The organism is Elioraea sp., from assembly GCF_022842375.1.
Lineage (GTDB): Bacteria > Pseudomonadota > Alphaproteobacteria > Acetobacterales > Acetobacteraceae > Elioraea_A.
Genome location: NZ_JALHPR010000009.1, coordinates 57,713 through 76,057 on the forward strand (window position 1 = coordinate 57,713; position 18,345 = coordinate 76,057).

General features: G+C 69.5%; 18 protein-coding genes, 1 tRNA gene and 1 pseudogene. 11 read left to right on the plus strand and 9 right to left on the minus strand.

The features are described from left to right. Nucleotides 1-14: 14 nt before the first annotated feature. From Q0C38_RS10085 to Q0C38_RS10105, 5 genes are all read right to left on the minus strand, one after another. Nucleotides 15-1,502 (minus strand): tripartite tricarboxylate transporter permease, encoded by a 1,488-nt coding sequence (locus Q0C38_RS10085; RefSeq protein WP_291296957.1) that lies wholly within the window; start codon nt 1,500-1,502, stop codon nt 15-17. Between the two features lie 6 nt (nt 1,503-1,508). Next, nucleotides 1,509-1,985 carry a tripartite tricarboxylate transporter TctB family protein gene (locus tag Q0C38_RS10090; protein WP_291296958.1) on the minus strand — a complete coding sequence of 159 codons (477 nt, stop codon included), beginning with the start codon at nt 1,983-1,985 and terminating at the stop codon, nt 1,509-1,511. A 5-nt stretch (nt 1,986-1,990) separates the two neighbouring features. After that, nucleotides 1,991-2,992 carry a tripartite tricarboxylate transporter substrate binding protein gene (locus Q0C38_RS10095; RefSeq protein ID WP_291296959.1) on the minus strand — a complete coding sequence of 334 codons (1,002 nt, stop codon included), beginning with the start codon at nt 2,990-2,992 and terminating at the stop codon, nt 1,991-1,993. 64 nt (nt 2,993-3,056) lie between these two features. Further along, a complete protein-coding gene (locus tag Q0C38_RS10100) occupies nt 3,057-4,163 on the minus strand; it encodes a mandelate racemase/muconate lactonizing enzyme family protein (protein WP_291296960.1) in 1,107 nt (368 codons plus the stop codon). Between the two features lie 234 nt (nt 4,164-4,397). Continuing rightward, a complete protein-coding gene (locus Q0C38_RS10105) occupies nt 4,398-4,745 on the minus strand; it encodes a hypothetical protein (RefSeq protein ID WP_291296961.1) in 348 nt (115 codons plus the stop codon). 268 nt (nt 4,746-5,013) lie between these two features. Here Q0C38_RS10105 and Q0C38_RS10110 point away from each other — a divergent pair, with 268 nt between their 5' ends. Then, a complete protein-coding gene (locus tag Q0C38_RS10110; RefSeq protein ID WP_291296962.1) occupies nt 5,014-5,904 on the plus strand; it encodes a helix-turn-helix domain-containing protein in 891 nt (296 codons plus the stop codon). Between the two features lie 7 nt (nt 5,905-5,911). Here the strand turns inward: Q0C38_RS10110 and Q0C38_RS10115 are convergent, their stop codons facing one another. Continuing rightward, entirely contained in the window at nt 5,912-6,316 is a 405-nt protein-coding gene (locus Q0C38_RS10115) for a DUF2177 family protein (RefSeq protein WP_291296963.1), read from the minus strand. Between the two features lie 229 nt (nt 6,317-6,545). Continuing rightward, a complete protein-coding gene (locus Q0C38_RS10120) occupies nt 6,546-7,316 on the minus strand; it encodes an IclR family transcriptional regulator (protein ID WP_291296964.1) in 771 nt (256 codons plus the stop codon). A gap of 124 nt (nt 7,317-7,440) precedes the next feature. On the opposite strand from Q0C38_RS10120, the gene Q0C38_RS10125 reads away from it, so the two are divergent. From Q0C38_RS10125 to Q0C38_RS10150, 6 genes and pseudogenes are all read left to right on the plus strand, one after another. After that, nucleotides 7,441-8,442, plus strand: coding sequence for a TRAP transporter substrate-binding protein (locus Q0C38_RS10125; protein ID WP_291296965.1), 1,002 nt, complete (start codon nt 7,441-7,443; stop codon nt 8,440-8,442). After that, on the plus strand, nt 8,439-8,954 hold the full coding sequence (locus Q0C38_RS10130) for a TRAP transporter small permease (RefSeq protein WP_291296966.1): 516 nt from the start codon (nt 8,439-8,441) through the stop codon (nt 8,952-8,954). The genes Q0C38_RS10125 and Q0C38_RS10130 overlap by 4 nt, the downstream gene beginning before the upstream one ends. Further along, complete coding sequence (locus tag Q0C38_RS10135; protein WP_291296967.1) at nt 8,951-10,225, plus strand: TRAP transporter large permease; 1,275 nt, start codon at nt 8,951-8,953, stop codon at nt 10,223-10,225. The genes Q0C38_RS10130 and Q0C38_RS10135 overlap by 4 nt, the downstream gene beginning before the upstream one ends. A 12-nt stretch (nt 10,226-10,237) precedes the next feature. Continuing rightward, complete coding sequence (locus Q0C38_RS10140) at nt 10,238-11,422, plus strand: enolase C-terminal domain-like protein (RefSeq protein WP_291296968.1); 1,185 nt, start codon at nt 10,238-10,240, stop codon at nt 11,420-11,422. After that, complete coding sequence (locus tag Q0C38_RS10145) at nt 11,406-12,203, plus strand: SDR family NAD(P)-dependent oxidoreductase (RefSeq protein ID WP_291296969.1); 798 nt, start codon at nt 11,406-11,408, stop codon at nt 12,201-12,203. Before Q0C38_RS10140 ends, Q0C38_RS10145 begins: the two co-directional genes overlap by 17 nt. A 144-nt stretch (nt 12,204-12,347) precedes the next feature. Continuing rightward, nucleotides 12,348-12,447: pseudogene (locus Q0C38_RS10150) on the plus strand (IS481 family transposase); the annotation flags it as partial. A gap of 576 nt (nt 12,448-13,023) precedes the next feature. Here the strand turns inward: Q0C38_RS10150 and Q0C38_RS10155 are convergent. Beyond that, nucleotides 13,024-13,113 (minus strand) — tRNA-Ser (locus tag Q0C38_RS10155). Nucleotides 13,114-13,201: 88 nt separating this feature from the next. Here Q0C38_RS10155 and Q0C38_RS10160 point away from each other — a divergent pair. Next, on the plus strand, nt 13,202-14,803 hold the full coding sequence (locus Q0C38_RS10160; protein WP_291296970.1) for a bifunctional UDP-sugar hydrolase/5'-nucleotidase: 1,602 nt from the start codon (nt 13,202-13,204) through the stop codon (nt 14,801-14,803). Nucleotides 14,804-15,007: 204 nt separating this feature from the next. Here Q0C38_RS10160 and Q0C38_RS10165 read toward each other — a convergent pair whose 3' ends face one another. Then, nucleotides 15,008-15,505: a hypothetical protein gene (locus Q0C38_RS10165; protein ID WP_291296971.1), complete on the minus strand. Its 498-nt coding sequence runs from the start codon at nt 15,503-15,505 to the stop codon at nt 15,008-15,010. A gap of 143 nt (nt 15,506-15,648) precedes the next feature. On the opposite strand from Q0C38_RS10165, the gene Q0C38_RS10170 reads away from it, so the two are divergent. The 3 genes from Q0C38_RS10170 to lexA all read left to right on the plus strand — a co-directional run bounded on the left by Q0C38_RS10170 (nt 15,649) and on the right by lexA (nt 18,220). Then, nucleotides 15,649-16,926 carry a PEP-CTERM sorting domain-containing protein gene (locus tag Q0C38_RS10170; RefSeq protein WP_291296972.1) on the plus strand — a complete coding sequence of 426 codons (1,278 nt, stop codon included), beginning with the start codon at nt 15,649-15,651 and terminating at the stop codon, nt 16,924-16,926. 82 nt (nt 16,927-17,008) lie between these two features. Continuing rightward, the gene (locus Q0C38_RS10175; RefSeq protein ID WP_291296973.1) at nt 17,009-17,371 is read left to right on the plus strand and encodes a hypothetical protein; all 363 of its coding nucleotides are present in this window, start codon (nt 17,009-17,011) and stop codon (nt 17,369-17,371) included. Between the two features lie 129 nt (nt 17,372-17,500). Beyond that, entirely contained in the window at nt 17,501-18,220 is a 720-nt protein-coding gene (gene lexA / locus Q0C38_RS10180; protein ID WP_291296974.1) for a transcriptional repressor LexA, read from the plus strand. Nucleotides 18,221-18,345 lie beyond the last annotated feature (125 nt).

The window sequence follows — 18,345 nt, forward strand, 5'->3', positions numbered from 1 at the left end:
GCGAGAGTGAAGCCCTACGCGGCACGACCCCGCAAGGCGCGGACCCCGCGGGCGAGAGCGGGAAGGGCCAGCAGCGTCAGCGTCACGATGAACAGCGTCACTGCGATCGGGCGTTCGAGGAAGCCCATCCAGCGCTGGTCGAAGATCAGCAGCGACTGCTTCAGGCTCTCCTCCACCATCTGCCCAAGCACGAGGCCCATCACCAGGGGGGCTGGCGAGAAGCCGTGGCGGCGGAAGAAGAAGCCGATCACGCCGAAGGCGAGCATGGTCCACACATCGCCCATCGCCTGGTTCGGCGCGTAGGCCCCGATCACGGAGCAGAACAGCACGCCAGGCCAGAGCAGCGCATTCGGGATGAGCGTGATCATCGCGAACAGCTTGGCGAGGAAGAGGCCGAGCACGAGGAAGATCAGGTTCGCCGCGAGCATCGAGCCGAACACGGCGTAGAGGAACTGCGGCTGCTCGTTGAAGAGATGCGGCCCCGGCCTCACCCCCTGCACGAGGAGGCCCGCGAGGATGATGGCGGTCGTCGCGCTGCCGGGGATGCCGAGCGCGAGGGTGGGCACCATCGAGCCGCCGACGGCGCTGTTGTTCGCTGCCTCCGGCCCCGCGATGCCCTCGATCGCCCCCTTGCCGAACTCCTCCTTGTAGCGGGAGAAGCGGCGCACCTCGTTGTAGGTGATGATCGCGGCCGTCGTCGCCCCGAGTGCCGGCAGCACGCCGATCAAGGTGCCGAGAATGCTGCCGATGCCGATCGACTTGCCGGCCTTCCTGAAGTCACCAACCGTCGGCAGCTTCGCGGCCGCCATCGGCAGGCGCACGAGCTTCTCATCGAGCCGCGTCGCCTGGTCGATCAGCTCCGCCACAGCGAACAGGCCGGTCAGCACGGGAACGAAGCTGATCCCGTCGGTCAGGTCAGGCAGGCCGAAGGTGAAGCGCTCCACCCCCGTCGTCAGGTCCATGCCGACGCAGGCGAGCAGCACGCCGAAACAGCCAGCGATCAGGCTCTTCAGCGCGCCCGCCCCCCCCACGGCGCCGAGCATCGAGAGCCCGAACACCGCGAGCGCGAAATACTCGGGCGGGCCGAAGCTGTAAGCGAAGCGCGAAAGCAGGGGGGTGGCGACCACCAGCACGAGGACGCTGAAGATGCCGCCGATGGTGGAGGCGACGGCCGACATGCCGAGCGCGCGGCCAGCCTCGCCGCGCGCCGCCATGGGATAGCCGTCGAAGGCCGTGGCTGAGGCGGAAGGATCGCCCGGCGTATTGATCAGGATGGCGGTGATCGAGCCGCCGTAGTTCGCCGCGCAGTAGATCGCACCGAGGAAGGCGATCGCCGTCACGGGGTTCATCGTTACGGTCAGCGGCAGCAGGAGCGCGCTGGTGGTCGATCCCGAGAGGCCGGGAAGCGCACCGACGAAGATGCCGAGCAGCGTGCCGATGAAGACGACGAGCAGGAGTTCGCCCGTCATGATCTGCTGCACGCCAGTGAGGAATGCGATCATGCTGCGTCAGCCCAGGATGAAGCCGAAGGGCCCGACCGGCAGCGAGATGCCGAGTGTGCGCACGAACAGCAGGTGAACCCCGGCCGCGAAGGGCAGCGCGACGGCCGCGAGCAGCCAGAGCCTGCGCTCACCCCAGAGATACCCGAGTGCGATCATCGCCCCCGTCATCGTCGGCACGACGCCGAGCCAGGGCAGCACGAGGATGGTGGCGACGAGCAGCCCGACAGTCGCGAACACGATCGCCGGGATGGCGGGCAGCGCCTCCGGCGGCAGCGTGCGCGACCGCCAGAGCAGCAGGAGCCCGAGTGCACTCGCCATGCCGATGACGAGCTGGGGGAACCGTTCCGGACCCATGCCCTCCATCAGCGCCTGCGGCACCGTCTCGAACGTGAACGTGATCGCGAAGGCAGCTGCCGCCACCGCCAGCACGGCGATGGCGGCACGCGTGTCAGGATGCCTCCAGCGAACGCGGGGACCCGGCATGGCCGCTACTGCGCAACACCGAGGGCAGTGAGTGCCTCGCGCCCATCGGCATTGAAGGCATCGAGCTGCGCCTGCCACACCTGCCTGCCGGCGACTGAGCTGCGCGCCTGGCCGGTGCTGTCGAGGTAGTTGCGGAACAGCGGGCTCGACATCGACTTCACGAGCCTGTCCTCGAGGATCGCGATCCTGTCCTCGGGAACGCCCTTCAGCACGGCAAAGCCGCGCGTGGTGGCGTGCACCGAGGTGAAGCCGAGTTCCTTCGCCGTCGGCACGTCCTTCAGCGTGGCGATCCGCTCCTCGTGCAGCGTCAGCAGCGGGATCACGTCGCCGGCCCTGATCTGTGCCTCCGGCTCTGACGGGTTCAGCAGGGCGGCGTCGACGTTGCCGCTGACGAGGTTGATCGCGATGTCGCCGCCACCGCGGAAGGGGACGATCGTCGGCTGCTGGATGCCGGCCTGCTTGGCGAAGCCGAACACCGCGAGATGGTCGACGCCGCCGACCTGCGTGGTGCCGAACTTCATCTTCTGCGCCTTGGCCGCGGCGATGAAGGCCTGCGCGGTCTTGTGGGGGCTGCCCTTGCCGACCATCAGCACCTGCGGATCCTCGGTCGCGCGCGCGAGGCCGACGATGTCGCTATAGCTGATGCCCGGCGCGCGGTTACGCATGACGGTGAGCAGGTGCGTCTGGGTGATCAACAGGATCGTGTGCCCGTCACGCGGCTTCGATGCGGCGTAGGCGAGCGCTGCCGCACCGCTGCCGCCGACGCGGTTGACGACGACAAGCTCCTGCCCGAACTCGGCCGGGGCCTGCACCATCATCATGCGTGCGGTGATGTCGGTGCCGCCGCCGACGCCGGCATGCGTCACCACCTCGATGGTGCGCGAGGGAAACCGCTCCTGCGCCCAGGCATGGCCTGCGATGAATGGTGCGGCAAGGAGTGGTGTCGCCAGAATCCGGCGGCGGGAAAGCGTGGGGCGCGTGCGCGTGTGGCGGAACGATACGGTCATGGTCTTTTCCTCCCAAGGGTCATCACGTCAAGGCATGGTGGCGCAGCGCGTCGGCAAACGTCGCTCAGGCGATGCGCGTATCGGCCAGTACCTCCCGTCGCGGCGTGAGGCCAAGGCCCGGTGCGTCCGGCACCGTGATCATGCCGCCTTCGGGGCGTGGCGCGCCATCGAACAGCGCCTCGCCGATCTGGCGCATGTCGAGATGGAACTCGACCATGCCGCCATTGGCGAGCCCGGCCATGGCATGGAGGTTGTGCAGCGGCCAGCCGCCGCCGTTGTCGATCGGGAGGTTGAAGGCCTCGGCCATGTGCGCGACCTTCGCAACCTCGGTGAACCCGCCCGAATAGGCAACGTTCGGCTGCAGCACATCCACCGCCTGGTGGGTGATGAGCTCGCGCAGCCTGAACCGGTGGCCTTCCATCTGGCCCGCAGCGACCGGGATGCCCGCGACCTGGCGGAAATCGGCGAGCGCGCGGGCGTCGTTGGCGGCAAGCGGCTCCTCGAACCAGGCGAGGTCGCACTCCGCCACCGCGCGGGCGAGTTCACGCGCCTCGTAGGGCGAGAAGCAGCAATTCGCATCGATCATCAGCGCCACATCGGGCCCCACCGCCTCGCGCACCTGGCGGATACGGCGGGCATCCTCACGCCAGCCGCCGGGGGCGACGCCGACGACCATCTTGAGCGCGCCGAAGCCTTCCTCGCGCTGTGCAAGGGCCGCGGCAACAAGCTGGTCGGCGTCATACGCAGGAAAGCCGAACGTCGCGTAGGCGCCGCAGGCGCTGCGCGCGCCGCCGAGCAGCGAGGCGACGGACCGGCCAAGCGCCTTGCCCCTGAGGTCCCACAGCGCGATATCGAGGGCGGACAGCGCGTGGCTGAATGTGCCCGTCGCGGCGCGGGAGTTCAGCGCCGCACCAAGGCGAAGGTGGATCGCCTCGATCGCCTCGGCGTCCATGCCGCGCACGGTGGCGAGGATGTCGTCCTCGAGCGCTGCCTTCACCGCACTCGGCAGGAAGGCGCCAGTGATGCCGTGGCCAACCAGCCCCTGATCGGTCTCGACCGTGACGACGACGATCCGGCGCGGCTTCAGCGGCCGATCGATCATCGGCAGGCGCACGGGGAAGGCGTGCACGCTGGCCCTGATATCGGCGATTCGCATCGCACCCGGCTGCATCGCGCGGCCAATCCCTCCCAGCGGCGATCGTTCATGCTGCGGGGCATTGCGCGCCCACCCGTCGCCACGGCGGACGGTGGCGGCGGGCAGGTCATGTGTCAACAGTCAACGATCGGCTGGCAGCCGTATCGGATGGGGGCGCACCAAGCCGGCTGGCGATCCTCGTCGACAGCCGGCGTCGTTCGGCGGTGGGCCAGCAGTGGTCGCCGTGGCGTGGCGACCGGGCGACCCCGATCAGTTCGAGCCGGAGCTCGGGATGTTGTAGATCGGGAAATCGCCGCCGGAGGGCCCGCGCATCATCATCATCGGCGAGAGGCCGGAGGTGTTGACGCCGAGTGCACCGACGGTGTCGTAGACGACGCGCAGCCGCCCGCCATCCGGCGTGACGCGGACAGCCTGGTTGCTGGTGCCCATGCCGGGCGCGCCATAGACGAGAACCACCGAGTTGCCCTGCACCACGAGGCCGGAGATCTGGTCGGTCGTCGAGCCGCGCGTGATCGTCAGCTCCTGCTTCGCATCTGCAGCGATCGCTGGGACGGCGACCGTGGCGGCGAGCAGGGCGGCGGCGAGAAGTCGCTTCATCTGGTTGTTCCTTCGGACTGACCGGCACCCTGTGGCCGGCGTGCTATCTGGCGATGCGGGCGCCCCGCGTTCTTCCGGTCCCTTGCCTAGGTTTTCAGGCGGTTTGCTGCCGCACCGGAAAAGGTTACGCCCGCAAAACGCAGGGCCAGTGCGCCGTCGCGCGCGTAACCGCAGCGGCACGCACAGCGAAGCTCGCAGCACGTACCACTGCAGTGAGGACAGCGATGAACGGCCAACGCAGCAGCATGCAGGGTGGAGAGGGGCGGCGATGAACCCGCGCCGCCTGCCGGGCTTCGCCGCGTCGTACCGCGCGCAGTTCCCGCTGTTCCGCCAGCAGCATCGCGCCTTCGCGCGCAACGGCATCACGCTGGTGCGTGCCAGCCAGCTTCCGCACGCCACCGTCATCCCGGCGGTCAACGAGTGGCGCATCACGCAATCGCTCACCGGCGACGTCACGTTGCGCCGGCAGATCGACGGCGTGTGGCAGGAAGGCTGCAAGCCCTGCAGCAGCTTCAGCCTCGCGCCGCCGGAGCTCGCCATCCCGGTCGAGATCACCGCCGCCTATCGCGTGCGCGTCCTGGCGATCGAGGCGCAGCGGATCGAATCGCTGCTGCGTGGCGTCGGCGCATCGGGAACCGCTCCGCTCGAGCGGCTCGTCGCCTCGCTCGCCCTGCAGGATGACCCAATCCAGCAACTCCTCGCCGCGTTCTGGGCCGAGGCAGGTGCCACCGATGCCGTCGCCCGCCTGCTCGCCGATGGCATGACCGCGACGCTCGCGGCACGGCTCCTGCGGCTGTCCGGCTACACCGCGGCGGAGCCTGATCCCCGCGCGCTCGCCCCGCGTCGGCTGCGCCGAGCGCTCGACTTCATCGATGCGCACCTGGCGGAGGACATCGGGATCGGCGGCATCGCGGAGGCAGCGGGGCTCAGCCCCTATCATTTCGCCCGTGCCTTCCGCGCCGCGACCGGCCTGCCGCCCTATCGCTACCTCACGCAGCAGCGAATCGCGCGGGCGCAGATGCTGATCGCGACGACAGAGCTCAGCCTTGCGCAGATTGCGTTCGAATGCGGCTTCGGCAGCCAGGGGCAGTTCACCTCTACCTTCACGCGCATCGTGGGCATCAGCCCTGGGCGTTGGCGGGCGGAACGGCGTGCATGAGCAGTGCTCAGCCGAAGCTGCGCACAGCGAGATGGGAGAGGCCGGCCGCTGTCGCCGTCAACGTCGTTCCCCAGACGATGTCGACGACCGAGAGCAGCGGCGGCCAGCCGCGCAACGTGGCGAGGTTGGTGAGGTCGTAGGTGCCGTAGGCCAGCGCACCGAGTGCTGCGCCGAGCACGACGCTGCGCAGCACCGAGCCTTCGGCGATCCCAGGCATTACGGCGAAGAGCACGACGCCCGCGCAATAGGCGGCATAGAAGCCGATCGCGACCGCCCAGCGCGGCTTAGGCGCCATCAGCGTGCCGAGCTGCCCCGCATAGAAATCGCGTGCGACGATGCCGAGCCAGACCAGGTCGATCGCCATGAACGGAACAAAGGCGCCGGCCCAGGCGATGAGGTGGATGCGGTTCATGCGCCACCAACGCCGCCGGGGAAAAGCGGTTGCACCCATTGATTGCAGTCGATCGAAACGCGCTCCTGGCGCGATCATCGCAGCGGACATGCGGGACCATGACCGTCGACGCCACCATGGTCCACCGCCTCGGCCCCGGTGACATCGCCACGATGCGCGCGCTGATCACCCTGTTCGGCGAGGCTTTTGGCGAGCCTGTTGCCATCGGCGTCGTCGGTGAACGCCGTCGTCAGTCGCGGCGAGGCGGCGAAGCTCCCATCCAGGCCGGGTCGCCGCAGAGCCCGCCCACGTCCCGCGCGGTCCCTGTCAGCGCCGCAATGATCTCCGCGCGCATGGCGCGCGTCATCGCCTCGCGCCCGATGCAGAGGGCGAAGCCAAGCTCCCGCGCAGGTGCGAGCCGCACCGCCACCCCGATCGCGGCGATGCCTAGTCCCGGGTGCTCGTACTCGGCGAAGCCGCGCGCCGTGACGCGGGAGAGTTCGGCAAGCATCGTCGCACGCGACATGTCGACCGCGCGCGGGGGAAGCGAGATGTGCGGCGGCAGCGCGGTCCGCAGCGTCGCCGCGGGCAAGCGCGCCAGCAGTGCCCGACCGACGGCGGTGCCATAGGCAGGGATCACGCTGCCGGGCTGCTGGATGAACCGCACGGGATGGAAGCCCTCATGCAACCGCAGAATGACGAGGTCCGTGCCGTGCAGCACGCCAACATAACCTGTGGCGGGAAAGCGGGCGACCATGCCACGCAACGCCTCGTCCACCCTCTCCTCCGGCGGCAGGCGCGTGCGGAAGAGGCTGCCGAGCCGGAACAGTTCCGGGCCGGCACAGAACCCGCGCCGTTCCCCCTCGCGCTCGACCAGGCCGGCACGCTCGAGCGTCGAGAGGAGCCGCGAGACGCTGCTCTTGGGCAGGCCGAGTTCTGCGGCGGCGTCGGTCACGCGCAGGCGCGGTTGCTCCCGATCGAGGAGCGAGAGCAGGCGCAGCGCGTTGTCGAGGGAGCTCATGTTCCACAGGCAACAACAGAGTTGCTCTAAACGCAACACTTGTTGTCCGCCCCCATCCCGCGTGCTAGCGGTTGGCGTCGAAACGAACAGGGCGCAGCAAGCCGCCCCTACGGAGGAAAATGCCATGCCCGACACACGGCGCCACGTTCTTGCCCGCCGCCCGCTTCTGTTCGGCGCCGCGGCACTCCTGGCCGCGCCCGCGGTGCACGCGCAGCGCGCCCGTACCATCAGGCTGGCGCACCACGTCACCACGCAGTCCGAGCAGCACGCGACGGCGGAACTGTTCGCCCGCCGCGTCGCCGAGCTCACCGGCAATGCGCTGGCGGTGCAGATCCTCCCCGCCGCGCAGATGGGCGGGCAGCGTGAGCTGATCGAGAGCGTCTCGCTCGGAACGCTGGAGATGGCCTATGGCGAAAGCGGCCTCTACGCGAACTACACGCCCGCTTTCGGCGTGATCGCGCTGGCTTATCTCTACCGCGACTTCGCGCATTTCGAGCGTACGGTCGAAGGGGCGGTCGGGGCACAGCTCGCGCGCGAGCTCGAAGCCCGCGCCGGCATCCGCGTCATGAACTGGATGACGGCTGGCTACCGGAACACCTTCCTGCGCACCAAGCCCATCACGACGCCGGGGGATTTCCGCGGCGTGAAGATCCGCCTGCCCGAGGCTCCCGTGTTCGTCCGCACCTTCGCTGCCCTCGGCGCTCAGCCGACGCCGATCCCGGCACCGGAGATGTACTCGGCGCTGCAGACCGGCGTGGTCGATGCCATGGAAGGTTCGGCCGAGGTCGGCTTCACCTTCCGCATCCACGAGGTCACGCGCTTCCTTTCGCTCACCCGCCACATCCTGCTCGATGGCAGCTTCGCGATGAATGCGGGGTTCTTCGGCGGCCTGCCTCGGCCGCAGCAGGAGGCGGTGCAGCAGGCCGCGACCGAAGCCGGCAAGTGGCAGCGCGCCCAGCATTTCGAGCGGGAAAAGACCTGGCTCGACCGTCTTGCCGCCGCCGGCACGCTGCAGACCAATGCGGTCGACCTCGCCCCCTTCATCCAGGCACTCGGGCCGCTGCAGGACGAGTTCGCCGCGAGCGCGCGCGGGGCCGACGTGCTGCGCCAGATCCGGGCCGCGTGACGCACGGCCGCCCGCTGCCCGCGCGGGCGGTCGGCGCGCTGATGGTGACCGTCCGCGCCGCAATGCTGGCGGCGTTCATCGTCATGATCGGGCTGACGCTCGTGCAGGTCGCGAACCGTTTCGCGATCGGCGCCGCGATCTTCTGGACCGAGGAACTGATCCTGCTGCTCCTCGTCTGGTCGGTGATGCTCGGCCTGCCTGTGCAGCTCTGGTGGCACGAGGAGATCGTGGTGGATGTCTGGCCTGCGCGCACCGAGGTGTTGCGCCGGGCCAAGCGCGTCGCGGCCGCTCTACTCTCGATCGGCTTCTGCGCCATCCTGCTCGTGGCGGGCTGGCGTTATGCCGAGCGTGGGCTTCCGGTATCCTCGCCGTCGCTCGGATTGTCGCGCGTCTGGTTCTTCCTGCCGATCCCACTCGGCGCCGGGCTTGCCGTCCTGGCACTCCTGTTCCGTCCCGCCGCGCCGCCGATGCCGGCGGAGGATGCGCCGCCAGCGCTTGGCCTCGACACATGATCGTTTCGCTGTCGCTGCTCCTATGCGCGTTCCTCGTGCTCGGCATGCCGATCGCGTTCAGCATGGGGTTGGCGGCCGCCGGCGCGCTGCTGATCGATGGCGGCGTTCCGATCATCGTGCTGGCGCAACGCTTCTACTCCTCGCTCGATTCCTTCCCGCTGCTGGCGATCCCGATGTTCATCCTTGCCGGCAGCGTGATGAATGTCGGCGGCATCACCGAGCGGTTGATCGCGCTGTCGATGGCGATGGTCGGGCATGTCCGCGGCGGACTGGGCCAGGTGTCGATCTTCACGAGCCTGCTCTTCGCCACCATCTCGGGGTCGGCGGCGGCCTCGGCGGCAGCGGTCGGCGGCATGCTGATCCCGGCGATGCGGCGTGACGGCTACCGCGCCGAGGACGCGGCCGTTGTCACGGCCGGCGCGGCGATCCTTGGCCCGATCGTTCCGCCGAGCATCCTGATGGTGATCTACGCTTCGATGACGGGGCTCTCGGTTGGCACGCTTTTTCTCGCGGGCATTGTTCCAGGCCTCGTGATCGCGCTGGTGCTGATGGTGACGGTCTGGCGGATGGCGGCGCGCATGAGCGTGCGGGTCTATCCGCGGGCGGGTTGGCAGGCGCGCGCCGGCTCGGTCGGCCGCGCGGTGCCGGCGCTGGTGATGCCCGCGCTGATCGTCGGCGGCATCGTCTCGGGCGTCTTCACCGCGACTGAGGCCGGCGCCGTCGCTGTCGGCTACGGCATCGTCTACGCCTTCGCCACGCGCCGTGCCGGGCCGAGGCTGATGCTCGGGAATATCACGCAGGCGGCGATCGCCTCATCCTCGATCATGATCATCCTCGGGGGTGCGGCGCTGTTCGGCTGGATCATCGCGCGCGAGGGCGTGCCGGCCGCGCTTGCGGGATGGCTGCAATCAGTTACCGACGAGCCTTGGATCGTGATGGCGCTGATCATGGGCAGCCTCCTCCTCGTCGGCATCCCGATCGAGCCGATCCCGGCGCTGATCATGCTCGTGCCCGTGCTGCAGCCGATCTCGGTCGCCTATGGGTTCGATCCCTACCACTTCGCGGTGACCGTCACCTACGCGCTGCTGCTCGGCTCGCTTTCGCCACCGGTCGCCGTGCTGGTCTTGATCACCTGCAAGATCGCGCGCGTCGACTACGCCGCCACGACACGCCCGCTTCTGCCGGTGTTCGGCGCGCTGGTGGGCGTGCTCGTGCTGATCGGTTACGCGCCGATGCTGACGCTCGCCGTCCCCCGCCTTTTCGCCCTGTGAGGAACAAGCCACATGAGCACCATCACCCTCGTCGAGGTCATCCCCTTCACCTTCGTGGTCCATGACCTCGGGCTGGGCGCGCACCGCGCGATGGGCGTTTCCAACCTCCGCTACGAGAAGGGGGCGAGCCTCACGGTGATGCGCTACGCCGTGCGGATCGCGACGGACGATGGTCTCTCCGGCGCCTACGTCACGCACTGGGTCGGCACCCAGGCGGCACTTGGCCAGACCGTGATGCTCGCGCCGCACCTGCTCGGACGGAACCCCGAGCATCGCGAGGTGATCTACGACGATCTCAAGCGCGAGACCCGCGCCTATGACGGCATGGGGCATGGCCCGCTCGACATCGCGCTGTGGGACCTCGTCGGTCGGAAATACGGGATCTCGGTCACGGCGATGCTCGGTGGCTGGCGGACGCGGCTGCCGACCTATGCGAGCACCCATCATGGCCAGGACGAGCCGGGCGGCCTCGACAGCATCGAGGCGTTTGCTGACTATGCCGCCGCCTGCAAGGCGCGTGGCTATCCTGCCTTCAAGATCCACGGCTGGCATGACGGCGACAGGCGCCGCGAGGCCGCCGTGGTGCACGCCGTGCGCAACGCCGTGGGCGATGGCATGGAGATCATGGTCGATCCCGGTTGCGAGCTGCGGACCTGGGCCGATGCGCTCTATGTCGGCCAGGCCTGCGACGAGGCGCGGTGCTTCTGGTACGAGGATCCCTACCGCGATTCCGGCCTCTCGGTGGACGGCAACCGGCGCCTTCGCGAGAAGCTCAAGACGCCGCTGATGGTCAGCGAGCACGTGCGGGGGCCGGAGCAGAAGGCCTCCTTCGCAATCGCCGGGGCCTGCGACATCTTCCACGTCGACCCGGAATACGACCGTGGCATCACCGGCGTGCTGAAGATCAACCACTTCGCGGAATCGATCGGCATGGACGTGCAGGTTCACGCCTGCGGCCCCGCCCATCGCGCCATCGTCGCCGCGACCCGCAACACGCATTTCTACGAATTGGCGCTGGTCGGGCCAGGGATGCCCAACCTCGTCCCACCCGTCTATGAGTGCGGCTATGCCGACCAGGAGGAGGCCCTCGGCCACGACGGCACGATGCCCGTGCCGGACGGCCCGGGGCTCGGCGTCCGTTACGATTTCGAGTTCATCCGCAAGCACGCGACGGCGGTGCATGCCTTCGCCCTCTGAGCAGCCCGCCGGGCGCGCGCTGATCATCGGCGGCGGGACCGGCCTCGGCCTCGGCGCGGCAGAGGCGCTGACGCGGCATGGGTTCCGCACCTTCCTCACCGGCCGCCGGGCCGAGGTTCTGGAAGCGAGCGCCGCCCCGCTCGGCGCGGGCTGGATGGCGGGAGACGCCACCGATGCCGATACCGCATGCACCGTCACGGCTGAGGCGGCGGCGGTCATGGGCGGGCTCGACACGCTCGTGGTCAGCGCCGGTGCGAGCGCGATCGGCGGCATCGCGACCGAGACCGAGGCCGGCTTCCTCCGCATCCTCCACACCAACCTTCTGCCCTGCTTCCACTTCTGCCAGGCCGCGCTGCCACACATGGCCGGAGGCGGGGCGATCATCGCGATCGCCTCGGTGGTGGCGAGCGTTCCGCACGCGGAACGCCTGGCCTACTGCACGTCGAAAGCCGCGCTCGTTGGCATGGTGCGGCAGATGGCGCTCGACCTCGCGCCGCGGCGCATCAGGGTGAACGCCGTCTCTCCAAGCCTCGTCCTCACGCCGCTCACGCGCGGCATCATGGCGCGGGAGGCAGACCCGGCAGCGACCCTCGCCGCACGCAGCGCGCAGCATCCCCTGGGCCGTCTCGGCACAACGGAGGAGGTCGGCGAGGCTGTGGCGTGGCTTGCCTCGCGCGCGGGCGCCTGGATCACCGGGCAGGACATCGTGCTCGATGGCGGGCTCTCGCTGACGGCGGCCCGCCGCGACATCAACGCCCGTGCCGCAGAGGACCCAGGCTGAGACGCATTGGCCGCGCTGCGCCGCTTGGTGTGCCTCGTCCAGATCCCGTGGCTTGATGGTGCCGTCTTTTCGCAGGCATGGAAGGACGCGCCATGGGCCAGGTTCTCGACGTGTGCGCCAACGACAGAGGCGGTCCGTCGCGCGATCCAGCAGAGTCAAGCGAGCCTGAGGGAACTGGCGCGCCGCTACGGGGGTGAACCCGAAGACGATCGTGAAATGGCGCAAGCGAAGTTCGGTCGCTGACGTTTGCCCAGCATGCGAGACGTCATGTGGTCGTCCTCTCGGGTGCCGTTGAAGCGGCGCGCTCTGTCGCGCGGGCGATCTCAGCGCCCAGTCATCGGCTATCAGCGTGGCGACGGAGGCCAGGCTGTCGAACCCTCCGCCGGCTCCGGCGAAGCGGCTGAGAACGATCAGGCCATAGACCAATGGCGGGCCCGCCGGGATCGCCCAGACCATGGAGCGGGACACCGGTGGCCCCTGGCGAGCCACGGCAGACCGTTCAGCCATCCCGTGGGGGCGAAGCCTACCACCGGAGCCGGATGGCGGAGGGGGCGGGATTCGAACCCCCGCGGGCGCGCTTGCGCGCCCGTCGAACGACATGCCCGTGGGGGCGAAGCCCACCACCGGAGCCGGATGGCGGAGGGGGTGGGTTCGAACCCCCGCGGGCGCGCTTGCGCGCCCGTCGAACGACATGCCCGTGGGGGCGAAGCCCACCACCGGAGCCGGATGGCGGAGGGGGTGGGTTCGAACCCCCGCGGGCGCGCTTGCGCGCCCGTCGAACGACATGCCCGTGGGGGCGAAGCCCACCACCGGAGCCGGATGGCGGAGGGGGTGGGATTCGAACCCACGGTGCGCTTGCGCGCACGCCGGTTTTCAAGACCGGTGCCTTAAACCACTCGGCCACCCCTCCGGCTCAGTGCCCCTGATGCCACGATGCGCCGCGCGCGTCACCGTTCCGTGCTGGCGGGGCGGCATGCTCACGGCGTAATCCTTTCCGCATGCGCCTCTCACGCCGAAGCCTCCTCGCGTCCGTCCCGCTGCTCGCCACGCCGCGAATCGCGCGCGCACAGGCGGCGATCCGGCTCACCATCCTCCACACGAACGACATCCATTCGCGCCACGATCCCGTCAGCGCCACGGGCGGGGCATGCCGGGCGGAGGACCAGGCGCGTGGCACCTGCCTCGGCGGCAGCGCGCGGCTTGCCGCCGCGATCCTGCGCCAGCGGGCGCTCGCCGAAGCCGAGGGGCGGCAGGTGCTCGTGCTCGATGCCGGCGACCAGTTCATGGGCAGCCTCTTCTACACCCACTGGCGCGGCGAGGCGGAGCGGCGCGTGATGCAAGCCATCGGCTATGACGCGATGACGCTCGGCAACCACGAGTTCGACCATGGACCGGAGACGATCGCGCGCTTTGCCCGCGCGGCACCGTTCCCCATCCTCGCCGCCAACCTCGATGCGCGTGACGACCCCGCTCTCGGCGGCCTGGTTGACCCGTGGGCGATGCTCGATGGCGGCATCGCGGTGATCGGGGCCGTCACGGCAGAAACACCCCGCATCTCCTCGCCAGGGCCGCTGTTGCGCTTCGGCAACGAGCAGGCGGCGCTTGCCGCAGCCGCGGCGCAAGCCAGAGCGGCGGGGGCGCGGGCGGTAATCGCGCTCACCCATGTCGGCTTCGCGCAGGACAGGGTGATCGCCGCCGCCGTGCCGGGACTCGCGGCCGTGGTGGGCGGGCACAGCCACACGCTGCTCTCCAACAGCGACGATAGGGCGCTCGCGCGCTATCCGCACCCTGTCATGGCACCCTCCGGCCGTGCCGTTCCCGTGGTGCAGACAGGCGCGAACAACCGCCATCTCGGGCGGCTCGACCTGGACCTCGACGGTGAGGGGAGGGTGCTGGCGGCCTCTGGCGATGCGCGGCCGCTGGCCTTCGCCGGCCCGGAGGATGCCGCGGTGGCGGCACTCATCGCCACGCTCGCCGCACCGCTCACGGCGCTGCGCGCACGGGTGATCGGCCAGGCGTCAGGCCCGTTCTTCAACGACGAATGCCGCCGCGCGGAATGCGCGCTGGGCAACGCGATCTCGGACGCGATGCTTGCCGCCGCACGCCCGGCCGGGGCCGAGATCGCGCTGCAGAATGGCGGGGGCCTGCGGTCAGGCATCCCGGCCGGGCCGATCTCGTGGGGTGACCTGCTGTCGGTGCTGCCCTTCTCCAACACGCTCGCGGTGCTGCGGCTCAGCGGCGCCGATCTCGTCGCCGCGCTCGAGAACGGGTTCTCGGCGGCCGAGAGCGGGGCAGGGCGCTTCCCCCAGCTGGCCGGCCTGCGCGTGACATGGGATGCGGCGGCCCCGCCTGGCCGGCGCGTCGTGTCGGTCGCCGTGATCGGCGCCGATGGGCGTGCCGCGCCGCTCGAGCCCGACAGGCTCTACGGTGTCGTCACCAACAGCTTCATGCGCGCGGGCGGCGATGGCTTCGTCACGCTGCGCGACGGTGCAGTCGATGCGTATGACCAGGGGCCGAACATCGAGGACGTGGTGGAAGCCTGGCTCGCCGCGCGCGGACCGATCGTTCCGGTGACCGACGGGCGCATCACGCGGCGCTAGAGCAGCGCCCGCTCGACCCATTCATGTTTCCAGAGCACGACCTTCAGATCGGTTGTGTCCAATCGAACGGAACGCGCTCTAGAGCAGCGCCCGATCTGATCGAACCGGGACCGGTTCGATCAGGTCGGGCTAAGCTGCTCTACCCATTGATGTTTCTATAGCACGACCTTCTGATCGATTGCTTCCAATCGATCGGAACGTGCTCTAGCGGCTGACCGCCGCCGCCGCCCGGGCCTTGAGTTCGCGCGCGACGATGCGCGCGGCGACATAGGGGATCAGGATCAGGAGCAGCAGCAGCATGCTCGCCCAGCGCTGCGCGGCCGTGCCGCCGCCGAGGTCGGCGAAGCTCTTCGCAACGGACCGTCCGTGCCAGGCGCCGACGGTGATCTCCTCGACCAACACGAGAACGATGAGCAGCGCAGCGAGGGCAAGCGAGCGCCACGCCAGTTCGCCCACGAGGGTGCGGCTGCCGATGCGCTCGCCGAGCTTCAGCGCATCGCCAACCAGCATGAACTTCGCCAGCAGCAGCGCCTTCGGCAGGATGGACCAGTAGGAGCGCCCCTCGATCCCATGCGCTGCCAGCACGGCGTTCTCGTGGAACAGGATCGCCGAGAAGCTGACGGCGAAGTAGACGGCGGCGATCGCGAAGGCCTTCGTCTCGCGCGTGAAGCGCTGGCCCCGTGTCTGGCGCGTTGCGTCCATGCCGCGCATCTCCGTTCCCCTTCGCCGTGGCCTATTCTGGCATGGCGGCCTCGCCGCCGGCGAATGTTGCGGCAGGGCTTGTGCTTCACCGCATCCCCCAGCAAAAAGGACGCACTGCAAGAATCAAAACGGGGGGAACGACGATGACGCTGGGCATTCGCACGGCCGGGGCCGCGCGCCTTGCACGGGGCGCGCTGATCGCGGCATCGCTGACGGTGCCGGGCATCGCCTCGGCCAGCCCGATCTCCATCCTCTTCGTTGGCAACAGCTACACCTTCGGGCGCGTCGATCCGGTGATGTCGTACAATGCCGCGAACGTCCGCGACCTCACCGCGCCTGTGCCGGGGACGAGTTTCGCGAACCCGACCGGGTCCAACGCCTTCGAGCCGCGGCCGTGGTCCGGCGTTCCGGGCATCTTCAAGATGCTGACCGACCAGGCAGGCCTGAACTACGACGTCGCTCTCTCGACCCGCAACGCGGCGTCACTGCGCGGCCACTACCTCAACACCAACCCCGCGGGATGGGACCTGCGCGGCAACGTCGCCTCCCAGCGCTGGGACAAGATGGTGCTGCAGGAACTGAGCGACGGGCCGCTGCCGCTCGGCACCACGCCGAATGCGTCGCCCGCGTTGTTCAGGGAGTACGCGACCCGCCTCGCCGAGTACGCGCGCACCCAGTCTGCCGAGCGGCCAATATTTCGAGAGAGGCAGGTCTTCGGCACCGGGACGAATGCCTCCTGCGCAGCCGCCACCGGCCTCGGCACAGGCGCGTGCAGCATCGAGCGGGGTCCCATCCCCGGCAACCCGAACACCAACCCCGACACCGAGGTGTTCCTCTACCAGACCTGGGCGCGTCAGAACCTGATCGCGGGCGGCCTCGTCACCGCCACCGACGATACGACGGGCGAGGTGACGCGCACCGGGGCGACGATCACCGGCCCCTATGCGGCAGCCGATGGCCTCGAGCGGATGACGCAGGACCTCGTCGCGGCCTATTTCGGCCTCTACCAGTCCCGCACCGATCTCTTCGCCGGCGTCGCCCCTGTCGGCGAGGCGTTCCTCCGCGCCGTCCAGCAAGGCGTGGCGACGCGCAATCTCTACGCCCCCGATGCGTTGACCGATGGGCTGATCGACCTCTGGTTCGATGACGGAACGCACGCGAGCAAGTGGGGTTCGTATCTGAGCGGGCTGACGCTGTTCGGCACCATCACCGGCCTCGATCCGCGCAGCCTCGGCAGCGGCGAGCGGGCGGCGGCCGATCTCGGCATCACGCCTGGCGAGGCGCTGTTGCTGCAGCAGATCGCGGCCGAGACGGTCGGCTTCCCCGTGCCCGAGCCCGCCGCCCTGCCGCTGCTTCTGCTTGGGATCGCAGTGCTCGGCGCGCTCGTGCGCCAGCGCCGCCCGGGCATCGCCGCGGCCTGAGGTGGCGAGGGAGGCCGATGGCCTCGCGTTTACGCTTCCGCAATCGGTCCCGTGCAGGCTGCGAGGTGGAGGATACCGCAGCATGGCCATCGCCGAGACCGATCCAGGCTGGTTCCGGGCGCAGAAGCGGCTGCTCGACGAGGTCGAGCACGGCGTACGCGAAGCCAATCGCGCCGTCATCGGCCAGCGCATCCCCGAGGTCACGCGCGATGGGTTCCTCAGGCTCGCCACCGTCGTTGCCCGGCTGAGGGCCGATTACCTCAACTGCGCGCTGACGCTCGGCCGCGACAATCGCGGCGAGGTGACGTCGGAGGATGTCGCCCGCCTGAACCGCCTCCGGCTCGCCTATGACGAGGCACGGCTTGCCTTCGAGGCGCTGGAGCGCTGCGTCCAGCGCGGCTATGTCGACATCGCCGTCCCGACGGCCACCCGCACCCCATTCTGATCGCGCAAAAAACTTCCCGCGTCCGCTTGACGCGGCGCGACAAGGGGCGTTAAGCGGGTTCCTGCTTTGTTCTGAACGGCGCCGCGCTTCGCCCAAGGCCGGGCACGGTGCCTGCGGAAAGGTCTGGCCATGCTCACGCGCAAGCAGCACGAGCTGCTCTCGTACATCGACGCCCATTGTCGCGAGACGGGAACCTCGCCCTCCTTCGAGGAGATGAAGGAGGCGCTGAACCTGAGGTCGAAATCCGGCATCCACCGCCTCGTCACCGCGCTGGAGGAGCGCGGCTTCATCCGCCGCCATGCCCATCGCGCCCGCGCGCTCGAAGTGGTCCGCGTGCCGGAGTACCTGAGCCCGCGCCGCGGCACCCTGCGGCGGGGAGAGCCCGTGCTCGTGGCCGAGGGGCCGGGAAATGTCATGGCCTTCTCCCGAAGGCCGGAGCCGCCGGCACATCGCGCCGCCGGCGCGGTGCCGATCCTCGGCCGCATCGCCGCCGGCCTGCCGATCGAGGCGGTGGCGGAGGATGACGCCGAGCTGCCGATCGCGCCCGACTATCTCGGGGGCGGCGACCACTTCGCCCTCGTCGTCTCGGGCGATTCGATGATCGGCGACGGCATCCTCGATGGCGACCTGGTCCTGATCAGGAGTGCGCAGGACGCGCCGAACGGCGCGATCGTGGTCGCGCTGATCGACGAGTACGAGGTAACGCTGAAGCGGCTTCGCCGGCGGAAGGATGCGGTGGCACTCGAGAGCTCCAACCCGGCCTACCAGCCGCGCATCATCCCGGCTGACCGCGTGCGGATCCAGGGCCGCCTGGTCGGGCTTTTCCGCCGCTTCGACGCGAACGGGTGACCGGCTCGAGCAGGGCCGATCCGGCCGCCGGTTAACGGGCCGGTCATGCACATGCAGTACTGACACCTTCGGGATGTCCATGGGCAGCGGCGCGGGCGCGGCGGTGCACGGCGAAGGGCTGTTCG